Genomic DNA, 14,711 nt, shown 5'->3' on the forward strand with positions numbered 1-14,711 from the left:
CCCACTCCTAGGGGCGGGATACTGGATTCATGCGGTTGACGGTCTTCTGGCAGCGGATGGCGGACCATTTCGGTCCCGGGTACTCCGACACCTTCGCACGCGATCACGTGATGGCGGAGCTGGGCGGACGTACGGTGCACCAGGCGCTGGACGCCGGCTGGGACGCCAAGGACGTGTGGCGCGTGGTCTGCACCGTCATGGACGTGCCCGGGGAAAAGCGCTGATCGGTCACGAAGACCGGAGTGGGGCAGCGGGCTGTCGGTGGCGTGGGCGAGACTTGCCCCGTGGCATCCACTGACGACACGGCCCAGATCACCCGGAACGCATCCCCGCCCGGCACGCCGCCGCCCGTCCGCCCCCCGGCGGGCAGCACCGCGCGGGGCGCCCGCATGCCGCGCTGGCTGCCACGCGCCATGGTGCTCGCGCTCGCCCTGATCGCCTCGTTCCAACTGGGCAGCTGGGCCTTTCACCAGCTGACCGGCCTGCTGATCAACATCCTCATCGCGTTCTTCCTGGCACTCGCCATCGAGCCCGCGGTGAGCTGGATGGCCTCGCGCGGCATGCGCCGCGGGCTCGCCACATTCCTGGTCTTCCTCGGCCTGGCGATCTTCACGGCGGGTTTCGTCACCCTGCTCGGCTCGATGCTCGCGGGCCAGATCGTCAAGATAGTCGAGGACTTCCCCGACTATCTCGACTCGGTCATCAACTGGGTCAACAACACCTTCCACACCGACGTCAGACGCGTCGACGTCCAGGAGGGGCTGCTCCACTCCGACTGGCTGCGCAAGTACGCGCAGACCAGCGCCGCCGGGGTGCTCGACGTGTCCGCCCAGGTGCTCGGCGGCCTGTTCCAACTGCTGACGGTCGCGCTGTTCTCGTTCTACTTCGCCGCGGACGGGCCACGGCTGCGCCGCGCCCTGTGCTCCGTGCTGCCCCCCGCCCGCCAGGCGGAGGTGCTGCGCGCCTGGGAGATCGCCGTGGACAAGACGGGCGGCTACCTGTACTCCCGTGGTCTCATGGCGCTCGTCTCCGGGGTCGCGCACTATGTCCTGCTGCAGTTCCTGGGCGTGCCCTACGCGCCCGTCCTGGGCGTATGGGTGGGCCTGGTCTCCCAGTTCATCCCGACCATCGGCACGTATCTCGCGGGTGCGCTGCCCATGCTGATCGCGTTCACGGTCGACCCCTGGTACGCGCTGTGGGTGCTGATCTTCGTCGTGATCTACCAGCAGTTCGAGAACTACGGGCTGCAGCCCAAGCTCACCGCGAAGACCGTCGACATCCATCCCGCGGTCGCCTTCGGATCGGTCGTCGCGGGCACCGCGCTGCTGGGCGCCGTCGGCGCGCTGATCGCCATCCCCGCGGTCGCCACGCTGCAGGCGTTCCTGGGCGCGTACGTGAAGCGGTACGACGTCACCGACGACCCCCGGGTACAGGGTCACCCGGTGCGCGGACCGAGCGGTCCCGGCCTTCTCTCACGCGTGCGGACGCAGTGGACGCGGCGCGCGGAGCGGGGGGAGCCGGAGGAGGCGCCTGAGGAGGGCTCCGCCTGAGGGCCGCGTCCGAGGACCCGGGCGCGGTGCCGCGCGACGGGCTGAACACTGCGCGGCCCGGAGTCCGCCGCGTCCGCCGCCCGGAGTCCGCCGCGTTCAACGGGTGAGGACCGCCCATATCCCGGCCGCGGCGACCGCGGCCGCGTAGCAGCCGATCGCCGCGGCCACGATCCGCCGCCGCGCCCGGTCGCTCCAGGAGGTGCGGGACAACAGCCAGGCCAGCGCCGGCAGGACCAGCACGGCGTGCAGGCTCACCGCGTGCAGTGGCTTCAGCGGGGCCGTCGAACGGTAGGCGGCCTCCTGGTGGCCGGTCCGGGTGAGCACCACCCCGCGCGCGATCATCGCGGCGCCCGAGGCCAGCGCCACGAGCAGGACGGCGAATCCGGCACGCACCGCCGCCGGCATGCCCACGGGACCCGTCGGCCGGTACCGGAAGGACACGGCCGCGAAAAAGGTGAGCAGCACCACGAGCACACCGCCGCCGACCGCGAGCGTCATGGACACCGCCGTGTCGAAGGGCGTCTCCATGTCGAGGTGCGAGGGTACCCGGCGCCATGCCTGCAAGGTGATGCCGCCGACCTCCACCACGCAGTCGGCGGCGAACACGGCGAGCAACACGGTGCGCGCCCGCTCCCCGATACGCAGATACGAGGTGACCCAGGTGACCGCGATCAGTGTCACGCCGAAGGAGAGCCCGAAGGTGACGGGCTTGCGCCAGGAGACGGGGCCGTACCAGGGGCCGCCGTCGACGGCGAACACCGCCAGGTGCACGAGGCCGGAGACGACGAGAAGCAGGCCGATCGCGTGGCAGAGACGCTCGACAGGGCGCGGATGATCCATGCGCCAAGGCTCCCGGGCGCCGGGCCCGAGGTCGTCGTCCGGTCGAAGACACCCGCCGTACGCCGTGGGAAGCAGCGCGGCGACTGGCGCAACAGCCGTGGGAGGGACGTGCGTCCGGGCGGTGTCGCCGTGCGGCACCGCGCGACGGAAGTGCCGGGTGGTGCGCTTGACACGAAAATCGAACATCTATTCTTATGGAGGTCCGGGCGAGGTTCTCGACGGGGGGTTCGGCCCGGTTCGGGTGGAGAAGAGCGGGAGTTATCCACAGGCCGGATCGGCGTCGGGACGCATTGTCAGTGGCAGGCGTTAGCGTCTTTGACGTGAAGCGATCGACTCAAGCAAACCGGGTGGAGCCCATGGCAGCAACCGATCGCGAGAAGGCACTCGATGCCGCGCTCGCGCAGATTGAACGGCAATTCGGCAAGGGCGCGGTCATGCGCATGGGCGAGCGGTCGAGGGAGCCCATCGAGGTCATCCCGACCGGATCGACCGCGCTCGACGTGGCGCTCGGCGTCGGTGGCCTGCCGCGCGGCCGTGTCGTCGAGATCTACGGACCGGAGTCCTCCGGTAAGACGACCCTGACCCTGCACGCCGTGGCGAACGCGCAGAAGGCCGGCGGTCAGGTCGCGTTCGTGGACGCGGAGCACGCCCTCGACCCGGAGTACGCGCGCAAACTGGGCGTCGACATCGACAACCTGATCCTCTCCCAGCCGGACAACGGCGAGCAGGCGCTGGAGATCGTGGACATGCTGGTCCGCTCCGGTGCGCTCGACCTGATCGTCATCGACTCCGTGGCCGCGCTCGTCCCGCGCGCGGAGATCGAGGGCGAGATGGGCGACAGTCACGTGGGTCTGCAGGCCCGGCTGATGAGCCAGGCGCTGCGGAAGATCACCAGCGCGCTCAACCAGTCCAAGACCACCGCCATCTTCATCAACCAGCTCCGCGAGAAGATCGGCGTGATGTTCGGGTCACCGGAGACCACGACCGGTGGCCGGGCGCTGAAGTTCTACGCCTCGGTGCGTATCGACATCCGCCGTATCGAGACGCTGAAGGACGGCACGGAGGCGGTCGGCAACCGCACGCGTTGCAAGGTCGTCAAGAACAAGGTCGCCCCGCCCTTCAAACAGGCCGAGTTCGACATCCTCTACGGCCAGGGCATCAGCCGTGAGGGCGGCCTGATCGACATGGGCGTGGAGCACGGCTTCGTCCGCAAGGCCGGCGCCTGGTACACGTACGAGGGCGACCAGCTCGGCCAGGGCAAGGAGAACGCGCGCAACTTCCTCAAGGACAACCCCGACCTGGCCAACGAGATCGAGAAGAAGATCAAGGAGAAGCTGGGCGTCGGCGTACGGCCGGAGGAGCCCGCCGCCGAGCCGGGCACGGACGCGGCAGCCGCCACCGCTCCGGGCGACGAGACGAAGACGGTGCCCGCCCCGGCAGCCGCCAAGGCCACCAAGCCCAAGGCCGCCGCAGCCAAGAGCTGACCCGTGACACGACGAACCGACTGGGCCGAGTACGCACACCTCGACGCTCCCCGGGAGCGGACGGGGAGAGGTGGCGTCGGGCCCGCCACCCGGGCGGGAGACGGTACGGACGGCGAGGGCACGTTCGACGACGGCCAACTGTTCGGGCGCGGATCCCGCGTCGGGACCGGCGCCTACGGTCCCGACGAGCCACCGGCCCCGTACAGCGGCGAGTCCCACGGAGGCGGGCCGCACGGGGGCGGTGACCACGATGACGGGGGCCATGGCTACGGGCCACGCGGCGGGGGGCGCCGTGGCGGTGGTTCGCGCGGGCGCCGTCGGCGCGGCTTCGGGGAGCCGCCCGGCGAAGACCGAGATTCCTTCACCTCGTCGAGGGCCGAGCAGGGGGAATCTCCGCGAGACCCGGCTGAGCAGGCACGGGCGATCTGTCTGCGCCTGCTCACCGGGACTCCGCGCACCCGCAGACAACTGGCGGACGCCCTGCGCAAGCGGGAGATCCCGGAGGACGTCGCGGAGGAGGTGCTGTCGCGGTTCGAGGAGGTCGGTCTGATCGACGACAGCGCATTCGCCGACGCCTGGGTGGAGTCCCGGCACCACGGCAGAGGGCTGGCCCGCCGTGCGCTCGCCCGGGAACTGCGGACCAAGGGGGTCGACTCGGCACTGATCGACGAGGCCGTGGCCCAAGTCGACGCCGAACGGGAGGAGACGACCGCTCGCGACCTCGTTGCCCGGAAGCTGCACACCACCCGCGGCCTCGACCGGGACAAGCGGATGCGGCGCCTGGCCGGGATGCTGGCCCGCAAGGGTTACCCCGAGGGCATGGCCCTCCGGGTGGTCCGACAGGCACTGGAGGAAGAGGGTGAGGACACGGAGTTCCTCGACGGCGAGGGGTACTGACCCACCGGACCGGTCGGCAGGAGACGAGACGGCCATGCCGCCGAGTCGTCTCACCACCGGGCGGCGGGGAGTCGGCGGCGTCGTCGGGTCAGGACGTCACCGGAAGGAGCGCCGACGCTGCTCCGTTCGGCTGCCCCGAGGGCCGGGGCGCCAGGTCGTCAGCGTTTGGAGCGCTGACGTGGGCCCGGTGTAACTGTCCGTCAATGGATCAGGGCGTCACCGGCAGTCCCGCTGCCCGCCACGCCTGGAAGCCGCCGATCAGGTCCGTGGCCCGGTGCAGGCCGAGCTGGTGCAAGGAGGCGGCCGCCAGACTGGATGCGTAACCCTCGTTGCAGATCACCACGACGCGCAGGTCGTGGCCGGTGGCCTCGGGTACACGGTGGCTGCCCTGGGGGTCGAGGCGCCACTCCAGCTCGTTGCGTTCCACGACGAGTGCGCCGGGGATCAGCCCGTCGTGCTCGCGCAGTGCCGCGTACCGGATGTCGACCAACAGGGCCTGCCCGCCCCGTGCGGCTTCGTACGCTGCGCGGGGCTCGATCCGCCGGTAACCCGCACGGACCTGGGTCAGCAACTCGTCGATGCCGAGCGGCCGTCCGTCTCGGTCCGGGCCTGCTGACCCGTGGCCCGCTGACCTGTGGCCTGTTGATTCGTCGCCCGCCGGCTCGTGGCCGGCCGACCCGCTCACTGCCAGTCCTCGGGGCGTTCGACCTGTTCCAGACGGAGTACCGGGCCGCTGCGGCTGTACCGGCGGATCTGCGGCAGCGGCGGGTAGTAGGCGTGGACGGAGATGGCATGCCGGTCGGTGGACTCGTTGAGCACCTCGTGGACATGGTGCCGACCGAAGGAGCGGCCCCGCCCGGCCGACAGCCGCCGCTCGCGGTCCACGTCGTCGGACAGTTCCAGCGTCTTCCAGCCGTCGGTGGGCAGCCGGGCGGCGAGGGAGTTCTCCTTCAGCTCGCCGACCGCGGTGAGGAAGGCACCGATCGACTCGGCGTGATCGTGCCAGCCGGTACCGGTACCGGGCGGCCAGCCGATCAGCCAAGCCTCGCTGCCGCCGGGACCTTCCAGGTGCACCCAGGTGCGCCCCTCCGGGTCGAGCGGAAGCGAGGCGATCAGTTCGGTGTCGGCGGCGGTCCGCCGTACGAAGTCGAGCAGGTCCGCCTGGGTGGGTGTGGCCGCGGCAGAACCGGCGGCCGGGGCGGCGGACGGAACAGAAGCGGAGGGAGAGACAGACACGTACACCGTCCTGTTGAGAGTTCGCGAAAAGCGCGCGGCAGCAGGGGCTCGGCGCGCTCATGAGGGGGAGAAATGCGACTTCAGCAGGTGCGGCGACACACACAGCCCGCATAGCGGACCAGGTCCATATGGACCCTCCGCCACAGGTGCACGCAAGTGTCGATCACGAAGCGGAGTACACCACTGCGCAGGCTCGGTGGTCAACTCGTCGTCGGTATGTGGACGGGCGCGTGGGAGTGCGCGGGGGGCGCGCGAGAGTGGTCAGTGCGTGCCGGTGCCCGCCCCCGCGGTGGCCTCGGTCTCCTCCTTGGCCGCGCCGCCCAGCGCCGCCTCCGCGGCCGAGTACAGGTCGGCCGGACGGACCCCGCCCAGCGCGGTGACCAGGTGCCCGTCCGGGCGCACGAGCAGCACGGTGTGCGCGGGGGCGCCGGGGTAGGTCTCGGCGACCAGCAGTTCGGCGGGGTGCGGCAGTGCGGTCACCGCGGCCGCCAACCGGGGCATGACCCCGGCGGTCACCCAGTGCTTGCGGTCCCACACGCCCGTGCCCGGCGCGATCAGTACGACGAGCAGCGCCCCACGGCCGAGTCGGTCCCGCAGCCGGACGAAGGTGCCGTCCTCCGCGGTGACGCGCACATCGGTGATCTGCGCGCCGGGCGGCGTGTCGACCGGGATCTCCGCGTCGAGGTGTCCGGGCGCGAGCGGCGAGTCGGTGTACAGCCCCGCAGCGCCGAGCGGCCCCCGGCCCAGATGGCCGTCGGTGAGCAGCGCGTCGTGGCCGCGTGCGACACCGGGGACGTACGAGCGCAGCCCGCCACCGCCGCGCAGTATCGGCAGCACCTGGTCGGCGGCGCGCAGCCGCGCGGCGACCACGGCTCGCCGCTCCACCTGGTAGCTGTCGAGCAGTGCCTCGTGCGGGCGGTGGTGCCAGGCCGAGGCCAGCTTCCACGCGAGGTTGTCGACGTCCCGGAGCCCTTCGTCGAGGCCCTGGGTGCCGAGCGCGCCGAGCAGGTGGGCGGCGTCCCCGGCGAGGAAGACCCGGCCCACGCGCCACCGTCGGGCGAGCCGGTGGTGGACCGTGTGGACACCGGTGTCGAGGAGGTCGTACGGCGGTGTGGTGCCGCCCGTCCAGCCGGCCAGGGTCTCGCGGACGCGCCCCACCAGGAGTTCGGGCGTGACGAGGTCCTTGCCCGGCGGCAGCAGCCAGTCCAGGCGCCACACACCGTCCGGCAGGGGACGGGCGGTCACCTCCCCGGCGGACGGCCCGGACGCCCGCCACGGCGGCAGCCGGTGCAGCAACGCCCAGTCCGGACGGGGAAGTTCGGCACGCAGCGCGGCGACGGCGTGCCGCTCCACCGCCGTACGGCCGGGGAAGCGGATGTCCTGGAGTTTGCGCACGGTGGAGCGGGGGCCGTCGCATCCGACGAGGTAGCTGCCGCGCCACCAGGTGCCGCCCGGGTCCCGGGTGTGCGCGGTGACACCCGACGGCTCCTGCTCGATCGTGTCGAGACGGCTGTTCAGCACCAGCCTGGCCAGCGGCTCGTCCGCGAGCGCGGCGCGCAGGGCGCCGGTCAGCACGTGCTGTGCGAGATGCAGCGGGCCGGGCTCGGTGTCGCCGAACTCGATCTCGCCCATCACCTGCTTGCGCCGCAGCGACCGCCATCCGGCCCAGCGCAGCCCGCGCTCGGCGACCGGCGCGCCGGTGAGCCGTGTCACCAGCGCGGCGGTGTCCTCGCGCAGCACGACGGTGCGCGCGGTGCGTGGTTCGTCCGTGCCGGGACCCTCGTCCAGAACGACGGACGGCACATCCTGACGGGCCAGCGCCAGGGCGAGCGTGAGCCCGACGGGCCCCGCTCCGACGATGATCACCGGGTCCACGGCGCGGCGCCCCCTGCCCACAGCTGTGCCTGGACGGACGTGGGTGAACAGAGAGGTGGAGCAGGGTGCACGATCACAGAACGTATGCAACCCATTGCCGGTGTTTGCGTCAAGTGACCAGAGGCAGTGGCGATCATGCCACTGCCCCGCACTGTTGTCGCTTCGTCAGCTCATCGGCTCATGGGACTGATGGAGATCGCCGGGCTGACCGGGCTACCCGCGCTCACGGGTCCCCTCGGCCGATACGTCCGGCCTGCCCCGTACTTCGGCGGAGCCGTGGTTCGGCTGACCCGGTGGTCCGCCTGGGCCGGAGGTCCGCTCGACTTGGCGGTCCGGTCGACCCGGTGGTCCGCCCGGCCCGGAGACCCGGACGCCGCCGGCCCGGAGACCCGGTCGCTGCAAAGACCCAGTCGGCTCGCTGGCCGACCCGGCCGCCGGGCCCAGTCGCCACGAGGTGCCAGTGGCCACGAGGTGCCGGCCGGTCCCAGCTGCCGCCGGTTCAAGGCGCCGCCGGTCCAAGGCGCCAGTCGGCCCAAGGACCCGGACGACTGCTCACGAGGCCGGCCAGCGGCTCACGGGCCCGACCGACCGCTCACAGGGCCGACGCCGACTGCTCACGGGACCGGGCGCTCAGCTCCTCGTCCGGCTCACTCGGCCCTCGTCCGGCTCACTCGGCCCTCGTCCGGCTCACCCGGCCCTCGTCCGGCTCACCCGGCCCTCGTCCGGCTCACTCGGCCCTCGTCCGGCTCACTCGGCCCTCGTCCGGCTCACCCGGCCCTCGTTACGTCGCCGTGCTCGCCCGGGGCGGCCAGTTCGTCGACCTCGCCGGCGCCGACCACGACGCCCGTGGACTTCCTGCCCCGCCGCAGCCGCCGCTCCAGCCAGCCCGCGAAGGAGGTGAGCGAGAAGTTGATCACAATGAAGATCAGGGCCACGACCGTGAAGGACGCGATCGTGTTGGCCCCGTAGTAGCTGCTCATCGTGTTGGCCGACGACAGCAGCTCGGGGAAGGTCAGGACCGCGCCGCCGATTGCCGTGTCCTTCACGATCACCACGAGTTGGCTGACGATCGCCGGGAGCATCGCGGTGACCGCCTGCGGCAGCAGGACCACCCGCATCGTCTGGCTCTTGCGCAGACCGATCGCCATCGCGGCCTCGGACTGGCCCCGGGGCAGCGACAGGATACCGGCCCGCACGATCTCGGCCAGGACCGAGGCGTTGTACAGCACGAGACCGGTGACCACGGCGTACAACGGGCGGTTGTCCGAGCTGACGTCGGTGTACTCGGAGTACAGGGCGAGTCCGAAGACCATCAGCACCAGTACCGGGATCGCCCGGAAGAACTCGACCACGATCGAGGCCGGTACACGCACCCAGACGTGGTCCGAGAGCCGGGCTATGCCGAAGACCGCGCCCAGCGGCAGCGCGATGACCATCGACAGCGCCGCGGCCTTCAGCGTGTTCTCCAGGCCGGGCCAGATGTACGTCGAGTACGCCTCGGTGCCGCTCAGGAACGGCTTCCACTTCTCCCAGGCCAACTGGTCCTTGTCCGCGAGGGTGCTGAACACCCACCACAGGACGGCGGCCAGGGCGACGACGAAGACCGCCGTGTAGAGGACGTTGCGCCGTTTGGCGCGCGGGCCCTGGGAGTCGTACAGGACCGAGCTCATCGCTTCACCGCCACTTTCTTGCCCACCCAGCCGAGGATCAGCCCGGTCGGCAGCGTGAGACAGCAGAAGCCGACGGCGATGACGGCTGAGATCAGCACCAACTGTGCCTCGTTCTCGACCATTTCCTTCATCAGGTACGCGGCCTCCACCACACCGATCGCGGCTGCCACGGTGGTGTTCTTGGTCAGCGCGATCAGGACGTTGGCCAGCGGGCCGACGGCCGCCCTGAAAGCCTGCGGCAGCACCACAAGGCCCAGTACCTGGGTGAAGTTGAGGCCGATCGCCCGAGCCGCCTCGGCCTGCCCGACCGGCACGGTGTTGATGCCGGACCTCAGCGCCTCGCACACGAAGGCGGACGTGTAGACGATCAACCCGAGCACGGCGAGGCGGAAGTTGATGACCTTGAAGTCGTCCGAGCCGAGGTTGATGCCCAGCGTCTGGTTGAGGCCGAGCGAGCTGAACAGGATGATCACCGTGAGCGGGATGTTCCGCACGATGTTCACGTACGCGGTGCCGAAACCGCGCATCAGCGGCACCGGGCCGACCCGCATGGCGGCCAGCAAGGTGCCCCAGATCAGGGAGCCGACGGCGGCCAGCAGCGTCAGCTGCACCGTCGTCCAGAAGGCCCCCAGCAGGTCGTAACCTTCAAGAAAGTCGAACACGATCTCCCGCGCTTCCGCGTGTAGGGATGCCCGGGTGCGCCGCCCCGAGAGCGGCGCACCGGCCGGGCGCTGCCTCAGCTCTTGATGTCGCCGATCTTCGGAGCGGGCTCGTTCTTGTAGTTGGCCGGACCGAAGTTGGCGTCCACGGCCTTCTGCCAGGAACCGTCGGAGGACATCTCCTCAAGGGCCTTGTTGATCTTGTCCTTGAGGTCGCTGCCCTTCTTGACGCCGATGCCGTAGTTCTCGTTGGTCATCTTGAAGCCGCCGAGCTTGAACTTGCCCTTGAACTGGGACTGCGCGGCATAGCCGGCGAGGATGTCGTCGTCCGTGGTGAGCGCGTCGATGGCCCCGTTCTGCAGACCGCTCAGGCACTGCGAGTACGTCTGGTACTCCTGCAGCTTGGCCTTGGGGGCCAGCGTGTCGTGCACGTTCTGCGCCGAGGTCGAACCGGCCACCGAGCACAGCTTCTTGTTGTTGAGGTCCGCGGGCGCCTTGATGCTGTTGTCGTCCGCGCGGATCAGCACGTCCTGGTGGGCCAGGAGGTACGGGCCGGCGAAGTCCACCTGCTGCTGGCGCTCCGGGGTGATCGAGTAGGAGGCGACGATGAAGTCCACGTCACCGCGCTTGAGCATGGTCTCGCGGTCGGCGCTCTTGGACTCCTTCCACTCGATCTGGTTCGCGTCGTAGCCGAGCTTCTTGGCGACGTACGTGGCCACGTCCACGTCGAAGCCCGAGTAGCCCTGCGGGGTCTTCTGGCCGACGCCGGGCTGGTCGAACTTGATGCCGATCGCGATCTTGTCGCCGTTGCCGGAGGAGGAACCGCCGTCGTCCTTCTTGTCGGAGCCGCACGCGGTGGCGGCCACGGAGAGGGCGAGCACGGCGGCCGAGGCTGCGGTGATCTTGCGGAGCTTCATGCTGAACATCCTTCGTGTGGTGAGGAAGCGGGCCGCCGGTGCGGGCGAACCCCGGCCGTGCGGGATGCGTGCGGGCGTCGTCGGGCCGTGCGGAGTGCGTGGGGGACTGATCGGTCGTGCGGGCTGCGGCGGAGTCGTCGGGACGTGCGGGATCCGGGGGGACTCGCGGGTCCCCGAACTGAGTGCCGGCGGCCTCGGGGCCTCGGGGCTGCGGGCCGGTGTCGTCGGAGCGGAATCCGGTCCGCCTGACGGTGCCGCCCGCCGTCCGGACCGCGCGCCGGCGGCGCCGGATCGTCGTCGGGAAGGCGAGCGGGCGCCGTCAAGCGGGCGCCGTCAGTGGTGCAGGATCTTCGACAGGAAGTCCTTGGCCCGGTCGCTGCGCGGGTTGCTGAAGAACTGGTCCGGCGCGGACTGTTCCACGATGCGGCCGTCCGCCATGAAGACCACGCGGTTCGCGGCCGAGCGTGCGAAGCCCATCTCATGGGTGACGACGATCATGGTCATGCCGTCTCGGGCGAGCTGCTGCATGACCTCCAGGACCTCGTTGATCATCTCGGGGTCCAGGGCGGAGGTCGGCTCGTCGAACAGCATCACCTTCGGATCCATCGCCAGAGCCCGTGCGATGGCGACGCGCTGCTGCTGACCACCGGAGAGCTGCGCCGGGTACTTGTCCGCCTGGGTGCCCACGCCGACCCGGTCGAGCAGGGTCCGGGCCGTCTCCTCGGCCTGCTTCTTCTCCGTTCTGCGTACTTTGACCTGACCCAGCATCACGTTTTCGAGCACGGTCTTGTGCGCGAAGAGATTGAACGACTGGAACACCATCCCGACGTCCGCCCGCAGCCGGGCCAGTTCCTTGCCCTCCTGGGGCAGCGGCTTGCCGTCGATCGTGATGGTGCCCGAATCGATGCTCTCCAGGCGGTTGATGGTGCGGCACAGGGTCGACTTACCGGACCCGGAGGGTCCGATGACCACCACCACCTCACCGCGAGTGATCGTCAGATCGATGTCCTGGAGCACGTGCAACGCGCCGAAGTGCTTGTTGACGCTATTCAGGACGACCAGATCGCCGGTCGCGGCCACGTCTTCCTTGGCCACCGATACTTCGGTCATCGCTCTCAGGCTCCGTCCTCCTCGGTTTTGGAGGACAGTAATGACCCAATGCGATGGCCGTCAGCACATCTGAGGGGAATCTGAGCATCACAATCCGATAGCAATCGGACACGTGTCGTAGCAGTTGCGCCCTGGTCACGTATCGGCCGAGTAACGGATGCTCTGGGTAACCAGAACACCCTTGACGCCGTCATCCTCCATCGGCGTGACTGCACTTGGTACGCACGATCTCGTCCACGCGCGCGTGGACGACATCTTGTTCCTGGAAGCTTATTCTTGCGGGCCGGTTGCGAACCGGGTCCGTACGACCGCTGAACCGGAGGGGGCCGGAATGAGACTGTTGCTCGTCGAGGACGACAACCACGTCGCAGCCGCACTGTCCGCGATCCTGGCCCGGCACGGGTTCGACGTCACGCACGCCCGCAGCGGCGAGGAAGCGCTCCAGGCGCTCGTTCCCGAAGGCCCCGGCTTCGGCGCGGTCCTGCTCGACCTGGGCCTGCCCGACCAGGACGGCTACGAGGTGTGCGGCAAGATCCGCAAACGCACCAACACCCCGGTGATCATGGTCACCGCGCGCTCCGACGTCCGCTCCCGCATCCACGGCCTCAACCTCGGCGCGGACGACTACGTGGTGAAGCCGTACGACACCGGGGAACTGCTCGCCCGGATCCACGCCGTCAGCCGGCGCACCGTCCACGAGGACTCCGCGGCCAGCGGCGAGAGCGCGCTGCGCCTCGGCCCGGTGCAGATAGAACTGCCCAATCGCCAGGTCAAGGTGGACGGCACCGTCGTCCAGCTGACCCGCAAGGAGTTCGACCTGCTCGCGCTGCTCGCGCAGCGGCCGGGGGTGGTGTTCCGGCGGGAGCAGATCATCAGCGAGGTCTGGCGCACCAGTTGGGAGGGCACCGGGCGCACCCTTGAGGTGCACGTCGCCTCGCTGCGCGCCAAACTGCGCATGCCCGCACTGATCGAGACCGTACGCGGCGTGGGCTACCGGCTCGTCGCCCCGGCCGCGTAGCGGGGACGGGTGCGCACACGTCTCCTCCCGCTGCTCATCGTCCTGATGGCCGCGGTGCTGCTCGCGCTCGGCCTCCCGCTCGCCATGAGCGGCGCCGCCGCCCAGCAGCAGACGGTGGTCGTCGACCGGATCGACGACACCGCCCGGTTCGCCGCGCTGGCCCAGTTCGTCACCGACGCGCCCACCGGGTCGCGCCGTTCGGCCGAGGACGAGCGCAAGCAGACCCTGCGCCGCGAACTCACCAGCTACTACGAGGTCTACGGCATTCGGGCGGGCGTCTTCTACCGCAACGCCTCACCGATGGCGAACGCACCGGGCGACTGGCTGCTGCCCCCGGAGGGCGAGGTGCGCGACGCCTTCGAGGAGGCGCTCCTCAGCCGGCGCAGCCACGACCCGCAGCAGGTGTGGCCCTGGCAGCGCAGCCGGCTCGTCGTCGCCTCGCCGGTGATCCGTGACGGCGACGTCATGGCCGTGGTGGTCACCGACTCGCCGACCGGCGCCATGCGGTCCAGGACACTGCGCGGCTGGCTGCTCATCGCCACAGGTGAGTTCGCCGCGATGCTGCTGGCCGTCGGCGCCGCCCTGCGGCTGACCGGCTGGGTGCTGCGGCCCGTGCGCGTCCTGGACGCCACCACCCACGACATCGCCACCGGGCGCCTGAAATCGCGGGTGGCGGTGGCCGGCGGCCCGCCGGAACTGCGCAGGCTGGCCCGTTCGTTCAACGAGATGGTGGACAACGTCGAGAGCGTGCTGGAGCAGCAGCGCGCCTTCGTCGCCGACGCCTCGCACCAGTTGCGCAACCCGCTCTCGGCGCTGCTGCTGCGCATCGAACTGCTCGCCCTCGAACTGCCCGCGGGCAACGAGGAGATCGCCTCCGTGCAGACCGAGGGCAGGCGGCTCGCCCAGGTCCTGGACGACCTGCTCGACCTCGCCCTGGCCGAGCACGCCGAGGCGGACCTGCGGCTCACGGACATCGGGCAGCTCGCCGCCGAGCGGGTGGCCGCCTGGGCGCCGGCCGCCGGGGCCAGGGGCGTCCGGCTGGCCGGCGACTGTCCGCCCACCACCGGCTGGGCGGACCCGATCACGCTGTCCAGCGCCCTGGACGCGCTGATCGACAACGCGGTGAAGTTCACGCCCGAGGACGGCGTGGTCGAGGTGGCCGTCGCCGCCAACGGCGAGAGTGCGACGGTCGTCGTCAGGGACACCGGACCCGGCCTGACCGATGAGGAACTGGCCCGCGTCGGCGACCGTTTCTGGCGCAGCGGACGCCATCAGAACATCAAGGGGTCCGGCCTCGGCCTGTCCATCACCCGGGCTCTGCTCGCGGCGGGCGGCGGCTCGATCGGGTACGGGCATCACGCGCCGCGGGGCCTGACGGTGACGGTGACGGTGCCCAGGCACGGCCCGTCGGCCCGCGGCACGCCCGTGGGGTGACCTTGCCCGACCGCGCGGTCG

Annotated in this window: 15 protein-coding genes; 6 read left to right on the forward strand and 9 right to left on the reverse strand. The window is 70.5% G+C overall.

The window, feature by feature from the left end; genetic code table 11:
* Window positions 1–29: 29 nt before the first annotated feature.
* Window positions 30–224 carry a DUF3046 domain-containing protein gene (locus ACFC09_RS30645; protein WP_376533593.1) on the forward strand — a complete coding sequence of 65 codons (195 nt, stop codon included), beginning with the start codon at window positions 30–32 and terminating at the stop codon, window positions 222–224.
* A gap of 60 nt (window positions 225–284) precedes the next feature.
* Window positions 285–1,550 (forward strand): AI-2E family transporter, encoded by a 1,266-nt coding sequence (locus ACFC09_RS30650; protein ID WP_376533594.1) that lies wholly within the window; start codon window positions 285–287, stop codon window positions 1,548–1,550.
* 96 nt (window positions 1,551–1,646) lie between these two features.
* On the opposite strand, the gene ACFC09_RS30655 is transcribed toward ACFC09_RS30650, so the two are convergent.
* Window positions 1,647–2,390, reverse strand: coding sequence for a hypothetical protein (locus ACFC09_RS30655; RefSeq protein WP_376533595.1), 744 nt, complete (start codon window positions 2,388–2,390; stop codon window positions 1,647–1,649).
* A 356-nt stretch (window positions 2,391–2,746) separates the two neighbouring features.
* Here ACFC09_RS30655 and recA point away from each other — a divergent pair, with 356 nt between their 5' ends.
* Both recA and recX read left to right on the forward strand, forming a co-directional pair.
* Entirely contained in the window at window positions 2,747–3,874 is a 1,128-nt protein-coding gene (recA, locus tag ACFC09_RS30660; RefSeq protein ID WP_376533596.1) for a recombinase RecA, read from the forward strand.
* A gap of 3 nt (window positions 3,875–3,877) precedes the next feature.
* Window positions 3,878–4,771, forward strand: coding sequence for a recombination regulator RecX (gene recX / locus ACFC09_RS30665; protein WP_376533597.1), 894 nt, complete (start codon window positions 3,878–3,880; stop codon window positions 4,769–4,771).
* A 208-nt stretch (window positions 4,772–4,979) separates the two neighbouring features.
* On the opposite strand, the gene ACFC09_RS30670 is transcribed toward recX, so the two are convergent.
* The 8 genes from ACFC09_RS30670 to ACFC09_RS30705 form a co-directional block, all read right to left on the reverse strand.
* Complete coding sequence (locus ACFC09_RS30670) at window positions 4,980–5,351, reverse strand: rhodanese-like domain-containing protein (RefSeq protein ID WP_376533641.1); 372 nt, start codon at window positions 5,349–5,351, stop codon at window positions 4,980–4,982.
* Window positions 5,352–5,452: 101 nt separating this feature from the next.
* The gene (locus ACFC09_RS30675; protein ID WP_376533598.1) at window positions 5,453–6,007 is read right to left on the reverse strand and encodes a cysteine dioxygenase; all 555 of its coding nucleotides are present in this window, start codon (window positions 6,005–6,007) and stop codon (window positions 5,453–5,455) included.
* 80 nt (window positions 6,008–6,087) lie between these two features.
* Window positions 6,088–6,135, reverse strand: coding sequence for a hypothetical protein (locus tag ACFC09_RS30680; protein WP_351741692.1), 48 nt, complete (start codon window positions 6,133–6,135; stop codon window positions 6,088–6,090).
* Between the two features lie 133 nt (window positions 6,136–6,268).
* On the reverse strand, window positions 6,269–7,882 hold the full coding sequence (locus tag ACFC09_RS30685) for an FAD-dependent monooxygenase (RefSeq protein ID WP_376533599.1): 1,614 nt from the start codon (window positions 7,880–7,882) through the stop codon (window positions 6,269–6,271).
* Between the two features lie 767 nt (window positions 7,883–8,649).
* Window positions 8,650–9,552, reverse strand: a complete 903-nt coding sequence (locus tag ACFC09_RS30690; protein WP_376533600.1) for an amino acid ABC transporter permease — start codon at window positions 9,550–9,552, stop codon at window positions 8,650–8,652.
* Window positions 9,549–10,214, reverse strand: a complete 666-nt coding sequence (locus tag ACFC09_RS30695) for an amino acid ABC transporter permease (protein WP_376533601.1) — start codon at window positions 10,212–10,214, stop codon at window positions 9,549–9,551. Before ACFC09_RS30695 ends, ACFC09_RS30690 begins: the two co-directional genes overlap by 4 nt.
* 74 nt (window positions 10,215–10,288) lie before the next feature.
* The gene (locus ACFC09_RS30700) at window positions 10,289–11,128 is read right to left on the reverse strand and encodes a glutamate ABC transporter substrate-binding protein (protein WP_376533602.1); all 840 of its coding nucleotides are present in this window, start codon (window positions 11,126–11,128) and stop codon (window positions 10,289–10,291) included.
* 333 nt (window positions 11,129–11,461) lie between these two features.
* The gene (locus tag ACFC09_RS30705) at window positions 11,462–12,238 is read right to left on the reverse strand and encodes an amino acid ABC transporter ATP-binding protein (protein WP_376533603.1); all 777 of its coding nucleotides are present in this window, start codon (window positions 12,236–12,238) and stop codon (window positions 11,462–11,464) included.
* A gap of 331 nt (window positions 12,239–12,569) precedes the next feature.
* On the opposite strand from ACFC09_RS30705, the gene ACFC09_RS30710 reads away from it, so the two are divergent.
* Complete coding sequence (locus tag ACFC09_RS30710) at window positions 12,570–13,256, forward strand: response regulator transcription factor (RefSeq protein ID WP_376533604.1); 687 nt, start codon at window positions 12,570–12,572, stop codon at window positions 13,254–13,256.
* A gap of 9 nt (window positions 13,257–13,265) precedes the next feature.
* On the forward strand, window positions 13,266–14,690 hold the full coding sequence (locus ACFC09_RS30715; protein ID WP_376533605.1) for an ATP-binding protein: 1,425 nt from the start codon (window positions 13,266–13,268) through the stop codon (window positions 14,688–14,690).
* Window positions 14,691–14,711 lie beyond the last annotated feature (21 nt).

It is taken from the genome of Streptomyces sp. NPDC056161 (assembly GCF_042268025.1).
In the GTDB taxonomy this organism is placed as follows: Bacteria; Actinomycetota; Actinomycetes; order Streptomycetales; family Streptomycetaceae; genus Streptomyces.